Annotated in this window: 21 protein-coding genes and 1 other annotated feature; of the genes, 7 read left to right on the forward strand and 14 right to left on the reverse strand. The window is 37.0% G+C overall.

Features of this window, described 5'->3' with window-relative positions:
- Positions 1-65: 65 nt before the first annotated feature.
- Genes AC1RFD_RS13555 through AC1RFD_RS13570 form a run of 4 tightly spaced genes read right to left on the reverse strand, consistent with a single transcriptional unit; the run spans position 66 to position 2,878 of the window.
- Positions 66-1,001 carry an RluA family pseudouridine synthase gene (locus AC1RFD_RS13555; RefSeq protein WP_288581722.1) on the reverse strand — a complete coding sequence of 312 codons (936 nt, stop codon included), beginning with the start codon at positions 999-1,001 and terminating at the stop codon, positions 66-68.
- Positions 976-1,770, reverse strand: coding sequence for an NAD kinase (locus AC1RFD_RS13560; RefSeq protein WP_004227435.1), 795 nt, complete (start codon positions 1,768-1,770; stop codon positions 976-978). Before AC1RFD_RS13560 ends, AC1RFD_RS13555 begins: the two co-directional genes overlap by 26 nt.
- A complete protein-coding gene (gene yjbM, locus AC1RFD_RS13565; RefSeq protein ID WP_004227437.1) occupies positions 1,767-2,438 on the reverse strand; it encodes a GTP diphosphokinase in 672 nt (223 codons plus the stop codon). Before yjbM ends, AC1RFD_RS13560 begins: the two co-directional genes overlap by 4 nt.
- Before the next feature lie 56 nt (positions 2,439-2,494).
- Complete coding sequence (locus AC1RFD_RS13570; RefSeq protein WP_004227440.1) at positions 2,495-2,878, reverse strand: UPF0738 family protein; 384 nt, start codon at positions 2,876-2,878, stop codon at positions 2,495-2,497.
- Positions 2,879-3,004: 126 nt separating this feature from the next.
- On the opposite strand from AC1RFD_RS13570, the gene AC1RFD_RS13575 reads away from it, so the two are divergent.
- The 4 genes from AC1RFD_RS13575 to AC1RFD_RS13590 all read left to right on the forward strand — a co-directional run bounded on the left by AC1RFD_RS13575 (position 3,005) and on the right by AC1RFD_RS13590 (position 5,810).
- Entirely contained in the window at positions 3,005-3,592 is a 588-nt protein-coding gene (locus tag AC1RFD_RS13575; RefSeq protein ID WP_066036269.1) for a CYTH domain-containing protein, read from the forward strand.
- A 29-nt stretch (positions 3,593-3,621) separates the two neighbouring features.
- Positions 3,622-4,380: a lytic transglycosylase domain-containing protein gene (locus AC1RFD_RS13580; RefSeq protein ID WP_048392027.1), complete on the forward strand. Its 759-nt coding sequence runs from the start codon at positions 3,622-3,624 to the stop codon at positions 4,378-4,380.
- A 220-nt stretch (positions 4,381-4,600) separates the two neighbouring features.
- Positions 4,601-5,008 carry a globin domain-containing protein gene (locus AC1RFD_RS13585; RefSeq protein ID WP_004227447.1) on the forward strand — a complete coding sequence of 136 codons (408 nt, stop codon included), beginning with the start codon at positions 4,601-4,603 and terminating at the stop codon, positions 5,006-5,008.
- On the forward strand, positions 5,001-5,810 hold the full coding sequence (locus tag AC1RFD_RS13590) for a DsbA family protein (protein WP_004227450.1): 810 nt from the start codon (positions 5,001-5,003) through the stop codon (positions 5,808-5,810). The genes AC1RFD_RS13585 and AC1RFD_RS13590 overlap by 8 nt, the downstream gene beginning before the upstream one ends.
- 391 nt (positions 5,811-6,201) lie before the next feature.
- On the opposite strand, the gene pepF is transcribed toward AC1RFD_RS13590, so the two are convergent.
- From pepF to spxA, 4 genes are all read right to left on the reverse strand, one after another.
- The gene (gene pepF, locus AC1RFD_RS13595) at positions 6,202-8,019 is read right to left on the reverse strand and encodes an oligoendopeptidase F (protein WP_112117412.1); all 1,818 of its coding nucleotides are present in this window, start codon (positions 8,017-8,019) and stop codon (positions 6,202-6,204) included.
- Between the two features lie 51 nt (positions 8,020-8,070).
- Positions 8,071-9,189, reverse strand: coding sequence for a competence protein CoiA (locus AC1RFD_RS13600; RefSeq protein ID WP_492474976.1), 1,119 nt, complete (start codon positions 9,187-9,189; stop codon positions 8,071-8,073).
- A 193-nt stretch (positions 9,190-9,382) separates the two neighbouring features.
- Positions 9,383-10,051 carry an adaptor protein MecA gene (gene mecA / locus AC1RFD_RS13605; RefSeq protein ID WP_004227456.1) on the reverse strand — a complete coding sequence of 223 codons (669 nt, stop codon included), beginning with the start codon at positions 10,049-10,051 and terminating at the stop codon, positions 9,383-9,385.
- Positions 10,052-10,484: 433 nt separating this feature from the next.
- On the reverse strand, positions 10,485-10,880 hold the full coding sequence (gene spxA / locus AC1RFD_RS13610; protein WP_025116803.1) for a transcriptional regulator SpxA: 396 nt from the start codon (positions 10,878-10,880) through the stop codon (positions 10,485-10,487).
- 490 nt (positions 10,881-11,370) lie between these two features.
- Positions 11,371-11,592 (forward strand) — a binding site (T-box leader).
- A 116-nt stretch (positions 11,593-11,708) separates the two neighbouring features.
- Here spxA and trpS point away from each other — a divergent pair.
- Positions 11,709-12,698, forward strand: a complete 990-nt coding sequence (gene trpS, locus AC1RFD_RS13615; RefSeq protein ID WP_259951051.1) for a tryptophan--tRNA ligase — start codon at positions 11,709-11,711, stop codon at positions 12,696-12,698.
- Between the two features lie 2 nt (positions 12,699-12,700).
- On the opposite strand, the gene AC1RFD_RS13620 is transcribed toward trpS, so the two are convergent.
- The 3 genes from AC1RFD_RS13620 to AC1RFD_RS13630 all read right to left on the reverse strand — a co-directional run bounded on the left by AC1RFD_RS13620 (position 12,701) and on the right by AC1RFD_RS13630 (position 15,238).
- On the reverse strand, positions 12,701-12,922 hold the full coding sequence (locus AC1RFD_RS13620) for a YuzI family membrane protein (RefSeq protein WP_016994330.1): 222 nt from the start codon (positions 12,920-12,922) through the stop codon (positions 12,701-12,703).
- A 105-nt stretch (positions 12,923-13,027) separates the two neighbouring features.
- Positions 13,028-14,269 (reverse strand): beta-ketoacyl-ACP synthase II, encoded by a 1,242-nt coding sequence (gene fabF, locus AC1RFD_RS13625; protein ID WP_048392031.1) that lies wholly within the window; start codon positions 14,267-14,269, stop codon positions 13,028-13,030.
- A gap of 30 nt (positions 14,270-14,299) precedes the next feature.
- Positions 14,300-15,238, reverse strand: coding sequence for a beta-ketoacyl-ACP synthase III (locus AC1RFD_RS13630; protein ID WP_048392032.1), 939 nt, complete (start codon positions 15,236-15,238; stop codon positions 14,300-14,302).
- Positions 15,239-15,703: 465 nt separating this feature from the next.
- Here AC1RFD_RS13630 and AC1RFD_RS13635 point away from each other — a divergent pair, with 465 nt between their 5' ends.
- Positions 15,704-15,898: a YjzD family protein gene (locus tag AC1RFD_RS13635; RefSeq protein ID WP_004227469.1), complete on the forward strand. Its 195-nt coding sequence runs from the start codon at positions 15,704-15,706 to the stop codon at positions 15,896-15,898.
- 49 nt (positions 15,899-15,947) lie between these two features.
- On the opposite strand, the gene AC1RFD_RS13640 is transcribed toward AC1RFD_RS13635, so the two are convergent.
- Positions 15,948-18,074 (reverse strand): ATP-dependent Clp protease ATP-binding subunit, encoded by a 2,127-nt coding sequence (locus AC1RFD_RS13640; RefSeq protein WP_492474977.1) that lies wholly within the window; start codon positions 18,072-18,074, stop codon positions 15,948-15,950.
- A gap of 269 nt (positions 18,075-18,343) precedes the next feature.
- Between AC1RFD_RS13640 and AC1RFD_RS13645 the strand changes: the two genes are divergently transcribed.
- Positions 18,344-19,030, forward strand: a complete 687-nt coding sequence (locus AC1RFD_RS13645; RefSeq protein ID WP_048392033.1) for a Crp/Fnr family transcriptional regulator — start codon at positions 18,344-18,346, stop codon at positions 19,028-19,030.
- 60 nt (positions 19,031-19,090) lie between these two features.
- On the opposite strand, the gene AC1RFD_RS13650 is transcribed toward AC1RFD_RS13645, so the two are convergent.
- Both AC1RFD_RS13650 and AC1RFD_RS13655 read right to left on the reverse strand, forming a co-directional pair.
- Positions 19,091-19,399, reverse strand: coding sequence for a metal-sulfur cluster assembly factor (locus tag AC1RFD_RS13650; RefSeq protein WP_004227477.1), 309 nt, complete (start codon positions 19,397-19,399; stop codon positions 19,091-19,093).
- 53 nt (positions 19,400-19,452) lie between these two features.
- Positions 19,453-20,217 carry a prolyl oligopeptidase family serine peptidase gene (locus tag AC1RFD_RS13655; protein ID WP_048392034.1) on the reverse strand — a complete coding sequence of 255 codons (765 nt, stop codon included), beginning with the start codon at positions 20,215-20,217 and terminating at the stop codon, positions 19,453-19,455.
- Between the last annotated feature and the right edge of the window lie 75 nt (positions 20,218-20,292).

Raw genomic sequence — 20,292 nt, forward strand, 5'->3', positions numbered from 1 at the left:
TTAACCTAATTCAAAAAATGATAAGGAGATGCTCGTTTGCGCGAACACCTCCTTTTATCAAAAATTTATGCTGAAGATTCCTTCAGTAATCTTTGCATGTCTTCATTTAGCATACTTGTAAAGTGTAATGGCACACTTGTTAAAGGATGCTCCATACTTAAAGATACACAATGTAATGCTTGTCGATCAATCTGAAGACGACTACCACCATAAAGGTCATCCCCCACAAGTGGGTGTCCAAGATGTGACATGTGCACGCGAATTTGATGTGTACGCCCTGTATGCAATTGAAGTCGTACATGTGTCATTGGTTCAGCACCCAGTGAAAAACGCTTCAGAACCTTTACATCCGTATGTGCATATTGTCCATCTTCTCGTACTTCTCTTTCAATAATACTAGCTTCTTTACGACCAATCGGAGCTATAATCGATTGAAAGTTTTGTTCGATATGTCCATGTACAATGGCTTCATATTGTCTTGAAATCTCTCTCTTACGCTGAGCAAGCCCTGTTAAATGATGAATATGAGCATGCTTAGCTATGCATAGTAAACCTGATGTATCTCGGTCTAGCCTTGTAACAATATGAGCCGTAGAGGCCAGTCCTTGTTGCTGAAAATAGCCACAAACTAAATTTGCAATACTGTTGGTTGGATGCTCTCGTGAGGGTATCGTACTTTGATGAGCTGGTTTGTTGAGCACTAAGATGGCATCATCTTCGTATACAATGGACAAATCTCCATGCTCGATAGCAAGCCCTTCACTTTTTTCTTCAAGAGGAAACGTTACTTTCACACAATCTCCAACTTGCAGGATATGTCTCACATTACGTTCGACATCATTCACAGTCAACATGCCACCATCAAACTTAATAGCTGTTAGAGCTCGCTTAGAAATACGCCACTCTTGAAGAGCCTCTCGTAATAATTGGCCATTTTTCTTTGCCTCAAATTGTAATGTAAATCTTGTATCCACGTTATTCATTTGCAACAAATGATTCATGCACTCGCTCCCAAAATGGGAATGGTCGGAAACGGGCAAAACGTACTCTTTCATTTGCTACATTAAACGCTATGGCTTTGACATCACCTTGAGTAATTTGCAAGTGATCAACAGTCATATTAAAATTTTGTTCATTTACAGGACGCAATACACAATGATGGTGTGCTGGTAAGATTAATGGCGATCCTACTGTCCTGAAAACGCGGTTATTAATTGAGGCAATTTCAGTGACTTGGAGTGCCGCTAGTGTAGGATGTATGATGGCTCCACCTAGAGCTTTATTATAAGCCGTACTACCCGAGGGAGTGGATACACAAAGACCATCACCACGGAAACGCTCAAATTGATTGCCATTTAACTCTACATCCATCACAAGTGTAACATCTGGCGATTTGACGGTTGCTTCGTTTAAAGCAAGATACGTATTTGATTCGGCATTATGATGCTCTACCCTTACTTCCAGCAGTGGATATTCCACAACATTAAAATCCTTCTTAGCAATGGACAAAACTAATTTTTCTAATTCAGATGGTTTCCAATCCGCATAAAATCCTAAATGCCCTGTATGGATACCAACGAAGGCTACCTGATCTAATAAATGGGAATATCGATGAAAGGCATGCAATAGTGTGCCATCTCCTCCAATCGAAACAACAATTTCTGGCGTCTCTTCATCATAGGTCAAGCCAAAATCCTGTAAATAGGTTTTAGCAAGTTCCATCAGCTCGTTAGATTGTGCATCTCTACGTGATTGAATCGAAAATTTCATTGCGCGTCACGCTCCTTCTCCGTTAGTAAATTAGGATTCGATGCTTCTTTATATTCGCTAAAGTAGGCCTGTGCCTCTTGAATTTCACTACGAATGGATGACATTTCTTCATCCAACCGAAATGCTGCCTCGGCAGCACTTTGCAAGCGATTCTTAATTTCTTCTGGGAACATGCCCTTATATTTATAATTTAAAGAATGCTCTATTGAAGCCCAGAAATTCATGGCTAGTGTACGGATTTGTATTTCTGCTAATACTACTTTTTTTCCTTGAATTGTTTCAACAGGATACTCCACTATCATATGGTAGGAGCGATAACCACTAGGCTTATTATGTGTAATATAATCGCGTTCTTCCACTACACGCATATCTTTTCGCTGACGAATTAGCTCAGTTACCGTTGAAATATCATCAACAAATTGACACATAATCCGAAGGCCAGCAATATCACCAAGTTCATCACCAAGTTGTTTAGAAGGCTCAAAAGCTAGTCCTTTTTCTAACGTTTTGTCATATATACTTGCTAAAGGCTTGACACGTCCTGTAACAAATTCAATTGGTGAATTTGCATTAACAATACCAAATTGCGAACGCATGCCCTTTAATTTTACTTTTAATTCGTCTACTGCTTGTTTATAAGGACTTAAAAAAATTTCCCATTGTCCCATTGTAAAAACCTCCCGACAATCGGTATCGAACACCACCGTCTGTTCGTTTTGTCTTTCTATTCAGCAAGAATAGCCTTGAAGTGTTGTTCCACTGCCTGGACAAATTCTGCCCCATAATTGTAATTTCCTTCAATATTATACACGAGCATTTCCAATTCCTCGTAGAAATTTGTCAGCTCAATCACTTCTTCACCTATTCGTAGCAATGGATTTTTCCCTTTTTGTAAAATATGTACAAGATTCTCCCAACTACTCGGTGGAAAACGCAAGTAATGATAGTCTTCACCTGCATCAAGTAAATAAATGAATGCAAAATCATCTGAATCTGCAATGAGTTGTCCAGCAGGTTTTAACTGTAAATTTACTTCATTGTCGTTTAAACTAAAATGAAGTTGATCTTGTTCAAAATTCGATGTATCTATTGTATAAATTTTACGCACATGCGGTTCCCCTTTTCGTTGTACTCTTCCTCTTATTTTAGCACACAGGGTAAATAGTTGCAGTGTGTAAATATTAATTCGAGCGAAACAACGGATGAAAAATAAAAAATAAATAGGTGACTATAAATGACACAAGAAATTGAAATTGAATTTAAAAATCTATTAACAAAACAACAATACGAGCAATTATTACAAGAGTTCCACATTAGCCAAAATGCTATTCATCGTCAAACAAATCATTATTTTGACACACCTAATCAAGCAATTCGCAACCTACAAAGTGGTCTTCGTATTAGACAAATTGGTGATTATTTCGAATGTACGCTCAAAGAAAAAAACGCCGAGCATGCTCACCTTGAAACGACGGATGAAATAACAGCAATAGAGGCGCAACAAATGTTAGATGGCAAAGGATTTTATGCTCAAGAGGTAGCTAAAAGATTAGCTCTTCATCACATTCCTTTAGAACAATTGCATGTATTTGGTTCTCTCACTACAGATCGTGTCGAAATTCCCTACAAAGAGGGACTTCTCGTTTTTGATCATTCTTTCTATTTGCAGCGTGACGATTATGAGGTAGAATATGAAGCAAAAGATGCAATAAAAGGAAATATAATTTTCGACGAATTTTTACAACAATATGGTATTGATAAGCAACCAACTGATAAAAAAATTGCTCGTTTTATGAAGGCACTAAAAGCACAAAATTTATAAAAGTAGAAAAAAGGAAGGTGTCTGACTCCTTGGATATTCAATCATTCAAATCTTTACTAGAAATTCGGGCTTTGCAAACACTTGGATCAAGCGAAAGTTCACCCACAGACAATGAGTCTATTTTTTCTGATATGATTAACGAATTATTAGGAGAAACTTCGACAGCAAGTAATGCTAAATTATCAAGCTTGCTTGCTACAGGAACAGCAAATAATTCAAATTTCGTCAAAGAATTAGCTACTTTGGAGCAAAGTCCATTAGAATCATTACTTTACAAAGGGTCTAATGCTGTGTTTATACCTGAATCAGTCAAACAAGCTTTAGCAAACACATATGCTAATAACAAACTTGATTCCTATGTTTCAGACGATGTAATAGGCTCTACAGCATATGCTAATTCACTAGCAGGATCAAATGAGTATACTGCCATTATTGAAAAAGCAGCCGCTACTTATCAGATACCCGCGAAGCTTATTGCAGCGGTTATTAAACAAGAATCTAATTTTAATCCAACTGTAGTAAGCCATGCGGGGGCGCAGGGTTTAATGCAACTCATGCCCAAAACAGCACAATATTTGGGTGTGACTAACGCTTTTGATCCAGAGCAGAATATTATGGCTGGTGCAAAATATTTGCGTCAAATGCTAGATAAGTTTAATAATGACCCTTCACTAGCATTAGCAGCTTATAATGCTGGCGCATCTCGTGTTACGAAATATGGAGGAATCCCTCCTTTCAAAGAAACACAGAATTATGTCAAAAAAGTGATGAATTACTTTACAGTGTAATCGCATCTTTCCTGTTATCTATGTCATTTCCAACAAATTTCACCCATAGTGGTGAAATTTGTGCTTTTGTAGCGAACAGCAATTCGAAAGAGCTCTTTGTTTGTGTTAACGAAAAGACGTTGATAGAATGAAGGTAGTCACAAGAATTTCACAATTTGATGAGGATGAAGTATACAATATGGTACTTTACGATATAAAGAATTAAAGGAGCATATAACTTATGAGTCGAAAATACACTGTTCCTTATGAGGAGCTGGGAGCTGAAAAACTGTCAGAACTCATTCATGCGTTCTATAAAAGAGTTGCTCAGCATCCTGATCTTATTCCAATCTTTCCAAAGGATTTAACAGAAACAGCCCGTAAACAAATTCAATTTCAAACACAGTATTTAGGAGGGCCAAATCTTTTTACTGAGGAGCATGGTCATCCGATGATGCGTGCACGTCACATGAATTTTCCTATTACACCTGACCGCGCTCAAGCTTGGCTAGAGTGTATGTCAGAAGCAATGGATGAGGTAGGTTTGGAAGGGAAGTTCCGTGAAACTTATTATCAACGTTTAGTATTAACAGCTCATCACATGGTTAATACGCCAAATGACGATGAGGGGGAATTGTTACGTGAATAATATTCAAATGTTGCAAGAGCCAACGCCAACGATTTCTACTGCAAACAAGCCAATTGAATTGTATATTTTCGTAGATCCACTTTGCCCTGAAGCTTTCAGTATGCAAGCAACTCTTCGTAAATTACAGCTTGAATACAACCATTACTTCACATGGCGCTTTGTTTTAAGTACAGAACTTACTTCTTTAAATTGCTTAAGTAAACGTGTCAAAGGCTGTATTTCGGGAATCGAACTTGATATTAATCACCCTGTTTTACCTTCTATCGCTATTAAAGCAGCTGAATTACAGGGGAAACGTGCAGGTGCGCGTTATTTGTCGAAACTACAAGAATACGTATTATTAAGTCATCAAGATGTAAACTCCTATGCAACGCTTTTAAAAATAGCTGAGGATGTTCAACTCGATATGAATGAGTTTACTGTTGACTTTGGTTCAAAAGAGGCAGCACGTGCTTTCCAATGCGATTTATATATTAAACGCGAAATGGAAGTAGATGAAGTACCAAGTATCGTTTTTTTCAATGAATGTATTGAAGATGAGGGACTAAAAGTTAGTGGTAGCTATTCCTATGAAGTTTATGAACATATTTTACAAGAAATGCTGAACGAACAGCTTGTCCGTCAGCCTTTACCATCAATAGAGGACTTATTTTCTAAATTCCATACTCTTTCTACAAATGAAATAGCTTTTATCTATTCATTAACAGAGCAAGCAGCAGAGCGTGAACTAAAGAAACGCATGCTGCAACAAAAGATCGAACGAATCCAGACTACTCACGCTACGTTATGGCGTCTTAAATAATAAAATAAACAAAAGGGACTCCAATCATCATGATGGAGTCCCTTTTTCAAGATAACGCAAAATACAAAGAAGCGCCTCTATCCTCGACCGATAGAGACGCTTCTTTTTCACAAAGGGGATGGGAGAAATGTTCACGTTCAAACAAAGGGGTGTATGTTTGTTTTGTGATTTATTTCACAAGAATTACTCTATCATGGAATAATATATTTAGCAATGAAACCAATACTAGATTCACAAATTTGTCAAATAGAAAGCGATTACAAACAGTATTTTTCCAAGATGCACACTTTTAAACTATTTAGAAATCAAAAAAAAACATTATTCTTTCCTTTTAATTTATGCTGTTAATAAAAAGAATTAGGCTATAGGAACATTCCTATAGCCTAATTAATTAGTTATTTAACAATAATTTTTCTAATTCATTTAAACGTTCTTCAAATACTTTACATGCATCTTCAATTGGCTTAGCTACGTTCATATCAACGCCTGCTGCCTTTAATACCTCAATAGGGAAATCAGAGCATCCCGCTTTTAAGAAGTTATTAATATAACGTTCTACAGCTGGTGCACCCTCCTCTAAAATTTGTTTACTCAATGCTGTAGCGGCTGATTTACCAGTCGCATACTGATAAACATAGTAATTATAGTAGAAGTGTGGAATACGAGCCCATTCTAAGCCTATTTCCTCATCAACCACCATATCATCACCGAAGTACTTTTTGTTTAATTCATAGTAAACTTCTGTTAAACGATCTGCTGTCAAGGATTCACCGTTCTTATCCATCTGATGAATAAGGTGTTCGAACTCTGCAAACATCGTTTGTCTGAATACCGTACTTCTGAAGCCATCTAGCCAATGGTTTAATAAGTATATTTTTTGTTGTGGATCATCAATTGTTTTCAGTAAATAGTCATTTAATAACTCTTCATTGCAAGTAGAAGCGACCTCTGCCACAAAAATAGAGTAGTCTCCATAAACAAAAGGCTGGTTGTTACGTGAATAATAACTATGAACACTATGTCCAAATTCATGTGCTAATGTAAATAGATTATTCACATTATCCTGCCAATTCATTAAAATATACGGATTCGTACCATAGGCGCCTGAAGAATAGGCTCCACTACGCTTCCCTTTATTCTCTAAAACATCGACCCAGCGGTTATCCAGTCCATTTTGAACGATGCTTTGATATTCCTCCCCTAATGGAGCTAAAGCCTTTACTAAAATATCTTTCGCTTCATCATAAGAGACCTTCATTTCCACCTCTTTAACTAGTGGCGCAAATAAATCCCACATATGCAATTCGTCTACACCCAATAATTTCTTACGCAACGAAATATAACGTTGCATAGCTGGTAAATGCTTATGAATTGTTTCCACCAGCTGATCATAGACATTTTCAGGAATGAAGTTATTAGACATGGCAGCGTGGCGTGCAGATTCATAATGACGAATTCGAGCACTTACATTATGCTTCTTTACATTACCAGTTAGCGTAGCCGAGAACGTATTTTTAAACTTGCCGTATGTTTCGTACATAGCCTTAAATGCGCCTTCACGTACAGAGCGATCCTTGCTCTCTAAAAACTTGATATAATTACCATGCGTAAGTTGTACTTCTTCTCCCTCTTCATTTTTCACATGAGGGAATACCATATCGGCATTGTTTAACATGCTGAATGTATTCGAAGCTGTACCTGTCACCTCAGACATTTGCGCTAGCAATGCCTCCTGTTCGGCTGGTAATACATGTGGACGTGCCATTGTAATTTCTTTTAAAGATTGCTTATATAGTTGTAGGTCTTGATTTTCTGTTAAGTAGCGTTCAATCGTTTCTTCACTTAATGACAGAATTTCTGGCGTTAAATAGGAAAGGCCAGCTGAGATACTCGTTGCCAATGTTTGAATACGGCTGTTCATATCTTGATAAAAGCTATTTGTAGTATCTTGATCATAGCGCATATGAGCATATGTGTAGAGCTTCATTGCACGTTCATATATATGATCATGATACTGTAAAGCTGCTAATAATGCCTCTGCCCCATTATTTAAAGTACCTGCATAGCTAGGTGCTTGTTTAGCAAGCTCTGCAACCTCCTTCAATTCCTCTTCCCAAGCTGCATCTGTTGCAAAGATGTCTTCTAAGCGCCATGTTAATTCTTCTGGTACTTCTTTTCGAACTAAAACCTGATTACTGTTACTAGCCATATATGCCAGCCCCCTTTATATGTGCTTTTTTCCTTTTACTCTCATATTTTCTCAGTATATTGTGGCAATTGCAAATAAATGTACATAGACTTGCTCACAATTATCTAGTAAACCATTCTCATGATGCATACGCTTAAGAAGATACCCATAATTTTGAATAGCCCTGAGTGCTTGTTCGGTTACTTCCAGTTGATGCTTACATAAAAAGTTTTCCATCTGCCCCTTTGTTAATTCAAATGGAAGACGTCCTAATTGTTTACTAAAATAAAACAGCATTATTTGCCACTCGCTCGTAAACAAAGGGATAGCTGCTCCTTCTTTCACTGGAATACCAATGTATGGTGGCAGAGCAGTAAGAGAAAGATTTAATTCATAGCAATTACGTAAAAATGGATCTTGTGCCCCCTTCTTGCTATGTAAAAGACGACTATGCGCAAATCGCCTACAAGTCTGTTTATAGAGCTGCCAATAGCGTTGAAATTCTTCTGGGGTAATACGTTGAGGTCTATAAAAAGGGAAATGTTGTAGATCGACCGAAATTTTCTGTACTTTACCTATGAAAGTATGCCCATGAACATGAAGAAGATTCGTCCAATAAACAAACTGGGCTGTCACCGGGTTGTACGTCAATAAATATGGTAAATCCGTTGTCGTTATAAACGCCTTTTGCAAGAGTGGAGAGATTCTAATTTTTCTGATGCCGTTGACAGCTTCTTTGCCTTGTGGAGTTTGAAAAAGCCAAATTGCTTGTATATCGTTTCTTTCATAGCCCATTGTTCGTTGATGCCATTTTTCATGAGAGATAGTACTACATTGAAATTCAACTGCAAACTGCTCCTTATCGAGTGTAACAAGCAAATCTGGGCGCTGAGAAACCTCCTTTAAATATGGTTCTAGTTTCACCTGATGTCCATGCTTTTGGAGCCACTCATATAATTGCACTTTACCTTGTAAATGTATTTTAGATTCACCTTCTGCGAACAGCTGTGAACATTGATTTTTTGTGAAGTGAGCAAAGTGGGGAATATTATAGTTACCTATTTTCAATTGAACTTGTTCTAAACATTGAGGGCAATAAAATTTCATTTGCCGCCTATATCGCTGTAAAGCTTTCCTCGTATATTGATATGGGAGAAATAGTTGCTGTTGATTGTTATAGGCAATCAGCATAGTATCAGCTCCTTTTTAGCCAACTATAATAGAATGGATTTTCACTAACAAAAATAAAGCACCTTTTTCTTGAAATTTTAAAAATGAGCTCTTATTCAAGCTCTTTGATGCTGAAAACATAAAAAAGGACTGTAGCGAAACTCGATTCATTTACGAGTTTCACTACAGTCTAAAATAATTAGTGTTTCATTGCCTATGCAAAGTATTTTCGAACTGTTTCAAAGCAATTGAATTCCATAATCTTTTCACCGTACTCCTCTAGACGATGAATTGTAAAATTGGATGGTGTTAAAAATTCCTTGATAACTGCATTTCTATCATGACGATTTAAATCCTCATCTGCGTTTCCGAAATCAACAACTAGATAGTACCAATTTTCATATTTGAATAATGAGGAATCCACTAATTCGTCTGTCATTCGTTTTGCGACAGGGATTAACTCATCAATATCTTTAAATTTATAAACATAAATGTCTGTATCCATAAATAATTCTGACTCATCCATGTCACCAAATTGAGTTAGTTGGCTAAGAAGATCCTCTCCAACTTCATCGAATGGTGCAAACATATCTTTGTGTTCATCAAAATTCGAATGACCATCTAATGTTTCACCGTCTTTTAAAATATGTGCACGTGTGACAATGATTTCTAAGCCTACTTCAGATGCATTGATATGAATCCAAATCGGACCCTCTACATCAAAATAATCCTCCGTGTTTACTTCATCAATCATATCCCAAAAAAGTTGTTCACCCTTTGCTCGATTGTACCAAATTTCTTCACGACTATAGCCGCGATCCTCTATATCATTGTACGTAATAAAGAGCTTGAGTGTATTTTCATTTACACGTTCGATGTCCACTAGACCTCATCTCCCTTCACTGTCATATGTCGAAAAACAGTTTGTTTCATTAGTATGCTTTTATTCTTTGTTTTTAACCTTCATACTGCATTTGTTTTTCAACCTTTGACCACACTACAGTAAAACCATCGAGTAACCGTAAACATGAATTTTTGTGTTCACAGTTGTCTCTAACTCTATTGTATGCTGTTCTGTCATAAAATGAAAAGGATATACACCGTTTCACAGAAGATATTTGAATTATTGAAATTGTAGTAAACTATTTAACTTAAATCAAGTTTAACATACTTTTACGGAAATATATGACTTTTCCCTATTAATTATTATACTTCATATAGAAGGTTTTACAGAAGTAAAACATAAAAAAAAGATGTCACAACATGTATTCCACATCTGTAACATCTATTACATATATTATTCAGAATAGAAAGGTTTAATTCACCATTCGTTGCGCTTCTTGTAATTGATATGCTCGAACTTTTCGAGGTAAGAAACGACGAATTTCATCTTCATTGTAGCCAACCTGCAGACGTTTTTCATCTAAAATAATTGGTCTACGTAGTAAGCCAGGATATTCCTGAATTAATTCATATAAACGTTGTAATGGTAAGCTTTCAACGTCCACATTTAATTTTTGGAATATTTTAGAACGAGTGGAAATGATTTCATCAGTCCCATCTTCTGTCATACGTAAAATTTTTTTTATTTCACTTATGCTAAGCGGTTCAGAAAATATATTACGTTCTGTATATGGAATTTCGTGCTCCTCTAACCAAGCTTTTGCTTTACGACAAGAGGTACAACTTGGTGATGTAAATAGGGTTACGATCATTCTGACACATCCTTTCATTTAAAAATCATTATCTATAAACCAGAACCAATGTGTTAAATTAGAATTAATGTAATGTAAAATACACAGTACCATTATACAGTACTCAGCTGTATTTGAATATAGTTCCAATAAAAAAATCTGAACCTATCCATAAATATTCTGTCTATTCATACAGCTTTCAAATATGATGTATTTTCTTCAAACTTATGTGCTACTACTACCATTCCCATTTTTAAAGCATTTTAAACATCTAAACAGATATCTCAGTTGTTCTCATTTAAGAAAAATAATCGAGAAAATTGTCAATCCCATGTGTACATCCAAACAATTTTTTAATAAAAAATTATAAATTTATAACAAAATTACATAACAAAAAAAGCATATAATTTTTTCTAGAAAAAAAACACCGTCAAAAGTCTGACTTTACACAAAGGAATCTTTATAATATAATTCTTTGCAATCAAATCAATTTGAACAATTTAAATTGAGAAAAACGCTGACGAAGAGTAGTACATATGCTAATTCACGTATAGAGAGTCTGTGGTTGCTGTAAACAGATCGTGGATGCATGTGGAATGGACTTCCGAGTTAGCTTTGTGAACGCTACTTGAAGCTATTAGCAAAGCTCGTCCCTTCACGTTACGAAGCTGAGTGGCCTTTTTAGGCAAGCTGGGTGGTACCGCGGATTCAAACATCATTCGTCCCTTCATTAGAAAAAATCTAATGAGGACGCATGATGTTTTTTTGTCTTCATCACCAAGTTGAAAGGTGAAGCCAACGCTGTGACACAAGTTACAGCAATTGAATTCGAGGAGGAATTTTTTAATGACAACTATTTTTTCTGGCGTACAGCCTACAGGTATCGTAACATTAGGGAACTATTTAGGAGCATTCAAGCAGTTCCCGGCACTACAAGATGAAGGAAACGCTATTTATTGTATCGTTGATCAACATGCCATCACTGTTGCACAAGATCCTAAAGAATTACGAGAAAGTATTCGTAAGCTTGCTGCTACCTACATTGCTACTGGCATTGACCCTAAAAAATCGACATTATTTATTCAATCAGAGGTGCCAGCGCATGCTCAGGCAGGATGGATGTTACAATGTGTTGCGTCTATTGGTGAGCTAGAACGTATGACACAATTCAAAGATAAATCACATGGTAAGGAAAGCGTATCTGCTGCTCTTTTAACATATCCACCGCTAATGGCTGCAGACATTCTACTTTATAACACAAATATTGTCCCTGTCGGCGATGATCAGAAGCAGCATATTGAGCTAACTCGTGACCTTGCAGAACGCTTTAACAAACGCTTTGGCGATGTTTTAACAATTCCGGAAATTCAATTACCTAAAGCTGGCGCACGCATTAAATCCTTACAAGAGCCAACAAAGAAAATGAGTAAATCAGATCCAAATACGAAAGCGACAATTCGCTTATTAGATACTGCGAAAGACATTGAGAAAAAAATTAAATCAGCTGTAACTGACTCTGACGGCATCGTTGCATTTGATGTGGAAAATAAACCAGGTGTTTCAAATTTATTGACAATCGAATCAGCTATTTCAGGGGTAGCCGTTGAAGATTTAGTCAAAAAATATGAGGGAATTGGTTATGGTGGATTCAAGCAGGGTGTAGCAACAGCAGTAATTGAACACCTAACACCTATTCAAGAGAAATTCTATCATCTAGTAGAATCATCAGAATTAGATGTCATTCTAGATGAAGGTGCTGAAAAGGCGAATGTGATTGCTAGTGCTACATTAAAACGTATGGAAGATGCTATGGGTCTTGGTCGCGCACGTCGCTAAACTTACGGCTTGTCTGAGGATCGATCAAAGCCCAAATCAAGCACAACTGCGCAGATGATGATACAGGCTCCTACCGCCATATAAAATTCTGTTGTTTGAAAAATAAATTTGAAAACAACCTTCCATGAATAACCTAGTGTGCGGTAATTTAAATACAATATGAGATTCCCTACAGAGAGGATCATTAAGCCATAACTTACTAAAAATAAAAAGAGACGAAACATAGTAATGGCATCCTTTCTATTTCTTCTTACTTATCATTTATTCACAAAACTATAAAAAAAGACGTCAGCCATTTAAATTTGGCTGACGTTTTTTATGTTTATCTATTATGCTTCATATTTTTTGAATAGGAGACTTGCATTATGACCACCAAAACCAAGAGAATTACTCATTGCATATTGAATATTTGCTTCTCTTGCTTCGTTTGGAACATAATCTAAATCACATTCAGGATCAGGATCTTTTAAATTGATTGTAGGTGGTAAAATCCCTTCTTTAAGGGCTAATGCTGTGAAAATAGCTTCCACACCACCTGCTGCTCCTAATAAGTGACCCGTCATAGATTTTGTTGAGCTCATTGCAAGGTTATACGCATGATCACCAAAAGCAGTTTTCACAGCTTGTGTTTCGAATAAATCGTTATATGGCGTACTTGTACCATGGGCATTAATATAATCAACTTGTGATGGCTCTACGCCACCATCTGTTAATGCTTGCGTCATCGCACGTGCTGCACCTTCACCCTCTGGAGCTGGAGCCGTAATGTGATGCGCATCCCCAGTTGCACCATAACCTAAAACTTCAGCATAGATTTTGGCACCACGAGCTTTTGCATGTTCATATTCTTCTAAAATGACAATACCCGCTCCTTCTCCGATAATAAAGCCATCTCGGTTTTTATCGAATGGGCGACATGCAGCTTGTGGATCTTGATTTAATGATAGTGCTGTATTGGCACAAAAACCTGCAACCGCCATTGTTACGATTGGTGATTCAGCACCACCAGAAATCATAACATCAGCATCTCCACGCTCAATTACTTTAAAGGCATCACCAATAGAGTTTGTGCCTGAAGCACATGCCGTTACAGAACAAGAATTTATCCCCTTTGCACCAAAGTGAATAGAGACTTGGCCCGATGCCATATCAGGAATCATCATTGGTATAAAGAAAGGACTAACACGTCTTGCGCCACGCTCTTGGAATGTTAAAAATTGTTGTTCATATGTTTCCATCCCACCGATACCAGAACCAATCCATACACCTGCACGTGGAGCTAGCTCTTCATCAATTGTTAGCTGTGCATCTTCCATTGCCATAATAGAAGCCGCTAATGCGTATTGTGTGAAGCGATCCATTTTACGTGCTTCTTTACGATCAATGTATTTTTCAATATCAAAGTCCTTTACTTCTGCTGCGATTTTTGCGGCAAAAAGATCTTTATTTAAACGTGTCAGCTCACCAATGCCAGATTTACCAGCTTTAATGTTTGCCCATGTTTCTTCGATGCTATTTCCTAGTGGTGTAACTGCGCCAATTCCTGTAATTACTACTCGTCTTTTACTCATTGTCTTACTCCCCTCAAGCATTTTTCCTACTTATTTTCCCCATCTCATGGCTACGGCACCCCATGTTAAGCCGCCACCAAAACCTACAAGGACTAATAAATCATCCTCTTTAATCTTACCTGCTTCGAGCTCATCTACCAAGGAAATACCAATAGATGCTGCTGAAGTATTTCCGTATTTATGAATCGTTTTTGACATTTTTTCTGGTGGTAGCTCTAAACGCTCACGTGCAGATTCCATAATACGTATATTTGCCTGATGTGGCACTAGGAAATCAACGTCTTCTTTTGTTAATCCCGCTTTCTCTAATACATTAACAGCCGATTCACCCATTTGTCGAACAGCAAATTTAAACACTTCACGACCATTCATCGCAATTGTATCTTGCTTCGTTAAATAAAGATTCTTTCCGCCTGTACCATCTGCACCAAGTTCAAAGGATAGAATACCTCTACCTTCAGAGACTTGCCCAATGATAGCTGCACTGGCACCATCGCCAAATAATACAGCTGTATTGCGATCTTCCCAATCAACGACTTTAGACAGCTTTTCAACACCTACTACTAAGACATATTTATAAGCATTTGCCTCAACAAAGTGCTTTGCTGTCACTAAACTATATATAAATCCTGCACATGCTGCTGCTTGATCCATTGCTGCAGCATTTACTGCTCCGATTTGTTCCTGAATCATACAAGCTACACTTGGAAAAGTTTGATCCTGTGTGACAGTTGCTACAAGAATTAAACCAATTTCCTCAGGCGTAATACCCGCATTTGCAATAGCTTCTTTTGCAGCAGCTACTGCCAAATCTGAAGTTTCCTGATCATCTGCCGCAAAATGACGTTCTTCAATGCCTGTTCGAGTACGAATCCATTCATCAGAAGTATCCATGATTTTTTCCAAATCAAAATTTGTAACGACCTTCTCAGGAACATATTTGCCTATTCCTATAATACCAGCGTTCATATAGCAACCCCTCAGCTTTCTTACTATCAATTATTAGTAACTGGTCATAATTATAACGCATATAAAAGGAATGACGCAAGATGATTTAAAATTTATGCGGCTGAGGGTAGTGTTCTTTGAATATAGAAGTGAAGAATTTTATGGAATGAGGTTATTCTATTTAGAGCTTTATCTATCGTACTTTGTTGAGCTTGTTCATTATTTTTCAAAGCACCTTGCATCATGTATGAGCGGTGTTCTTCCCTTTTGGAGCACTTTTCACCCGCTTAGGAGCGCATTCCCCTATTCCAGAGCTGTTCCTAAATACTTTACATTACTAAACATAAAATACTAAATCTCATATTTGTTGTGACAAAATCGCCATGTTTCACATAAATGGTTCATTTTTTTTTGATTTATGTTATGATATGATAATGAATATGAGTAAAACCTTATGATGAAAAAAGTTCGGTTGAGGTGAAATTAATGCAATATATCGTAACGTTCATATGGTCATTCCTACTAGTTTCTATGTTAAACTACGTAGTCAGCTCTGTACTTGGTGTACCATTTGATTTCAAAACTGGAGCAATCGTTTCTGTTGTATTCTCCATCCTTATCTTTATTATTGGAGCAATCATTCCAAACGACCCTACACCAGAAGCTGCAGACCATCATTAATTCAGCTAGAAAAAACCTGTTCAGCTTCATGCCGAACAGGTTTTTTCTGTTATTTTTCCACAACACATTGACCCTCATGCATTTTCACATGCAACGTCTCCCCTGGTAAAACTTCTCCGCGTAATAGTTCTTTAGCAACGGTTGTTTCGATATGTCGCTGTACAAAGCGTTTTAGTGGTCTTGCTCCAAATTGGGCATCTGCACCTTGCTCTACTACCCAATCAATGACTTCTTGCTCGACAGATAAAGTAATTTCTTGCTCTGCTACACGTTTAATCAATTGCTCCACATACTTCCAGGCAATCGCAGTAAAATGTTTAGTAGATAATGCATGGAAGAAGATGATATCATCCATTCTGTTTAATAGCTCAGGTTTAAAATGTTGTCGTAGGGCTGACATGACTAAGTCCTCCACAGCCGCATCATTTTCCTTTGCCTCCATTAAATAACTTGATCCGATATTCGAAGTTAAAATGACTACTGTATTTGTAAAATTCACCATTCGTCCCTGACTATCTGTAATGCGCCCATCATCTAAAATTTGCAATAAAATGTTCGCCACATCAGGATGAGCTTTTTCAATCTCGTCTAGTAGCACCACAGAATAAGGATTTCGGCGAACTGCTTCCGTTAGTTGTCCACCTTCCTCATAGCCCACATAGCCTGGAGGAGCCCCAACAAGTCGAGACACACTATGTTTCTCCATGTATTCACTCATATCAATCCGAATAAAGTGATCTTCTGAATCAAATAACTGTGCAGCAAGTGCCTTGGCAAGTTCTGTTTTACCTACACCAGTTGGACCTAAAAATAAAAAGCTACCAATAGGTCGGTGTGGATCTTTGATACCTGCACGTGCACGCCATACCGCTTCTGTCACTAATTGAACTGCTGTATCTTGTCCAACCACACGTTCATGTAATGTATCTTTTAAACGTAATAGTTTTTCACGCTCACCCTCTACTAATTTTGTTACAGGGATTCCTGTCCAACGTGAAACAATTGCAGCGATTTCATCTGCTGTTACCTCTTCACGTAAAATACGAGATTCTGCACCGTTCTCTAATTCCTTTTCAAGTACCTGAATGTCTTTTTCAAGTGTTGGAATTTTACCATGACGTAATTCAGCAGCTTTATTTAAATCATATTTACTTTCTGCCTCATCTAGATCACGACGATATTTATCCAATGTTTCACGTTTTTTCTGAATATCGTGTAGTTTTTCTTTTTCTGCTTCCCATTGTTGTCGCATGCCCTTAGATGACTCTTTTAACTTAGTTAATTCTTCGCGTAATTGCTCCAGACGTTTTTTACTTGCCTCGTCCTTTTCCTTACGCAATGCCTGTTCCTCAATTTCAAGCTGCATAATACGACGTGTGACTGCGTCTAATTCCTGTGGCATTGAATCAATTTCTGTACGAATCATTGCACAAGCCTCATCAATTAAATCAATGGCCTTATCAGGTAAAAATCGTTCTGTAATATAGCGATTGGATAGTTCTGCTGCCGCAACAATTGCTCTGTCATGAATACGTACTGCGTGATGTAATTCAAAGCGTTCCTTTAAACCACGTAAAATGGATACCGTATCCTCTATAGATGGCTCACGTACTAGTACTTGCTGGAATCGACGTTCTAAGGCAGGATCCTTTTCAATGTACATACGATATTCGTCTAAGGTAGTAGCACCAATACAGTGTAATTCACCACGTGCTAGCATAGGTTTTAGCATATTTCCTGCATCCATAGCGCCATCTGTTTTTCCTGCACCTACGATCGTATGAATTTCATCAATAAATAGAATGATTTGTCCTTCTGATTCTTTTACTTCTTTTAGCACACCTTTTAAGCGTTCTTCAAATTGTCCACGATAACTTGCACCAGCGATTAACGCACTCATATCTAATTCATATAATACACATTCTTTCAAGCCTTCTGGTACATCACCTTTAACAATACGCTGTGCTAAACCTTCCACAATTGCCGTTTTACCAACTCCTGGTTCACCGATTAATACAGGATTATTTTTTGTTTTACGTGTTAGAATACGAATTACATTTCGAATTTCTTCATCACGCCCGATAACAGGATCCATCTTGCCGTTTTTTACTTCTTCAATTAAATTGCGTCCAAATTGTTCTAATGGTTTTTTATTGTCTGTTTGTTGAAATTGCATAGCTAGCACTCCTTTTTTTCATATTTCTCATTATTTATATACCCATTCTTATTCATTAGAAAAAAAGTTTGACCTTTTTTGACTAACTTTATTTTACATCACTCGACAATGCTTAGCAAAGAAATCGTCCTAAAATTTTTTCACTTATTATGGAAGTTTACGTTATAATAATGGTATGTTTCTATGTTTTAGTATCGAAATCCACTATCCTTTTGTAATAATCGCCATTTATTACAAAAAGAAAGCGATGTGTTGGAGATATGGTTTTAATGGATAATATGTTTGAAAAAATTAAAGAACTTTTTCAAAACCACGGTGTTTTTATCAAAGTGAATAAAGGAAATAAAATTTTTCTAGAGGGTGAACGGGCAAAAGAAATTTATTACATCCAATCAGGTGTTATTTCGATTAGCCAAGAATCCGAGACGGGTAAGGAATTAACCATTCGTATTTGTGGCCCTGACAGCATAATAGGAGAAGGTTCGTTATTTTGTAATCTCGTCTATAATTCAATGACTGCCAAAGTTTTAGAACCCTCTACGTTGTATGTTTTGAGTCGTAAATCTTTGGAGCATTTACTAGAAGAGCAGCCGACAGTTATGGTGGAATACATGAAGTGGCTACAAACAGAAAACTTAAAGCATCAGAGTCGTTTGCGCGATTTAGTGTTAAACGGTAAAAAAGGTGCTCTATTTTCAACGCTCATTCGGCTGTCCAATACGTATGGTAAACCTGTAGAAAATGACTCGATTTTTATTGATTTTCAGCTAACAAATACAGAAATTGCAAATCTGTGTGCGACAAGTCGGGAAATGATTAATCGTATGCTGAATGATTTAAAAAAACATGAGATTATCACTTTTGATAAAGGATTTATTACCATTCATGATTTACAATTTTTAAAAAATGAAATTGCCTGTGAAAATTGTCCATTACAAATATGCCGTATCGATTAGTTTCGTTACAAGCAAAAACCCTGCTTATTGAAAAATAAGCAGGGTTTTAAATAATCCATTTTAACGTACGCCCAATGCCATTTTGGCATAGCGTGACATTTTATCTTTCGACCAAGGTGGATTCCATACAATATTAACATTTGTACTTTTCACTTCTGGAAGTTCACCTAACGCCGTATTCACTTGATCCACAATGACTGGACCAAGTGGGCAGCCCATAGATGTTAGTGTCATCGTAACAGTTGCAACACCTTCATCATCTAATTCCACATCATATACTAAACCTAAGTTGACAATATCAATGCCAAGCTCAGGATCAATTACGTTTTCTAAAGCACCTAACATGCTATCTTTCATATCCTGATCCATTCGTATTTCTCCTTCCATCATAGTGTTAACCTTATCATAGCAGATGCACCCTGTTATGCCAAATGCTGTGCAAGCCATGCTGTAGCTGCTAGCATACCGTCACGTGGTACAGCATGTCCAGCCCTTTTGTTAACCATGAACTTTAAATATTCAGGGTTTGCTTCATAGTATTCCCGTAATGTTTCATAAAATTTATACGTTTCGTGAAAAGGAACTGTTTTATCTAATTCTCCATGCCAAAAGAATACAGGGCGACCCGCGAATTTTTCTGGTGTTAAACTGACATCATATTTAGCAAGGGCTTCATTAATTTTTTCTACGTCTTCCTCTGACATCGGCCAGTTAACTCCGCTTTTAGCAAATTGTTGCAATTGGTATTCACCCAATTTTATAAAACCAGGTGCACCCATGCATATTGCAGCTGTTTGTATCCAATCATAAAGTTTCAGACAGCCTGATGTCACGATGCCACCCATTGAAGTGCCTCCTATGCCAATTTTATGACTAGCTAATAAATTTTTATTCTTTAATACATCATATAATTGTTGTACTTCATGAATAGAATTTAAAACAATGTCCCAAAAATTTAAATTCATTTGCATTTCTGTTAGGCCTTCGCTACGCTCACCATGAAATTTTGCATCTGGCAATAGGACACGCACCCCTTTATGCACCAATTGGTATGCATAGTGTAAGTTATGTTCTTTTGCACTCATAAAGCCATGCAAAAAAATGACTACCGGGGTTTCTTCATTCATATTGTCTGTATGTATATGTAATAAAGGAATATTTCCCCACACTTCTTTTTCTACAAACATTATTGTCACTCCCAACTATTCTCTCATCTTTATGTTAGCAAACTTTTTTCACTGTGACAAAATTTTGACGAATGT

The sequence above is a fragment of the Lysinibacillus sp. GW823-FHT02G10 genome, from assembly GCF_058797135.1.

Excerpts from the sequence above, each read along its gene's own strand:
- AC1RFD_RS13585 (WP_004227447.1), top strand. The coding sequence starts at position 4,601 with ATGAGTCGAAAATACACTGTTCCTTATGAGGAGCTGGGAGCTGAAAAA.
- AC1RFD_RS13650 (WP_004227477.1), bottom strand. The coding sequence starts at position 19,399 with ATGGATCAGGATATGAAAGATAGCATGTTAGGTGCTTTAGAAAACGTA.
- AC1RFD_RS13600 (WP_492474976.1), bottom strand. The coding sequence starts at position 9,189 with ATGCTGATTGCCTATAACAATCAACAGCAACTATTTCTCCCATATCAA.
- AC1RFD_RS13630 (WP_048392032.1), bottom strand. The coding sequence starts at position 15,238 with ATGAACGCTGGTATTATAGGAATAGGCAAATATGTTCCTGAGAAGGTC.
- AC1RFD_RS13645 (WP_048392033.1), top strand. The coding sequence starts at position 18,344 with ATGGATAATATGTTTGAAAAAATTAAAGAACTTTTTCAAAACCACGGT.
- AC1RFD_RS13555 (WP_288581722.1), bottom strand. The coding sequence starts at position 1,001 with ATGAATCATTTGTTGCAAATGAATAACGTGGATACAAGATTTACATTA.
- AC1RFD_RS13620 (WP_016994330.1), bottom strand. The coding sequence starts at position 12,922 with ATGTTTCGTCTCTTTTTATTTTTAGTAAGTTATGGCTTAATGATCCTC.
- AC1RFD_RS13560 (WP_004227435.1), bottom strand. The coding sequence starts at position 1,770 with ATGAAATTTTCGATTCAATCACGTAGAGATGCACAATCTAACGAGCTG.
- fabF (WP_048392031.1), bottom strand. The coding sequence starts at position 14,269 with ATGAGTAAAAGACGAGTAGTAATTACAGGAATTGGCGCAGTTACACCA.
- trpS (WP_259951051.1), top strand. The coding sequence starts at position 11,709 with ATGACAACTATTTTTTCTGGCGTACAGCCTACAGGTATCGTAACATTA.
- AC1RFD_RS13655 (WP_048392034.1), bottom strand. The coding sequence starts at position 20,217 with ATGTTTGTAGAAAAAGAAGTGTGGGGAAATATTCCTTTATTACATATA.
- AC1RFD_RS13635 (WP_004227469.1), top strand. The coding sequence starts at position 15,704 with ATGCAATATATCGTAACGTTCATATGGTCATTCCTACTAGTTTCTATG.
- pepF (WP_112117412.1), bottom strand. The coding sequence starts at position 8,019 with ATGGCTAGTAACAGTAATCAGGTTTTAGTTCGAAAAGAAGTACCAGAA.
- AC1RFD_RS13640 (WP_492474977.1), bottom strand. The coding sequence starts at position 18,074 with ATGCAATTTCAACAAACAGACAATAAAAAACCATTAGAACAATTTGGA.
- AC1RFD_RS13575 (WP_066036269.1), top strand. The coding sequence starts at position 3,005 with ATGACACAAGAAATTGAAATTGAATTTAAAAATCTATTAACAAAACAA.
- yjbM (WP_004227437.1), bottom strand. The coding sequence starts at position 2,438 with ATGGGACAATGGGAAATTTTTTTAAGTCCTTATAAACAAGCAGTAGAC.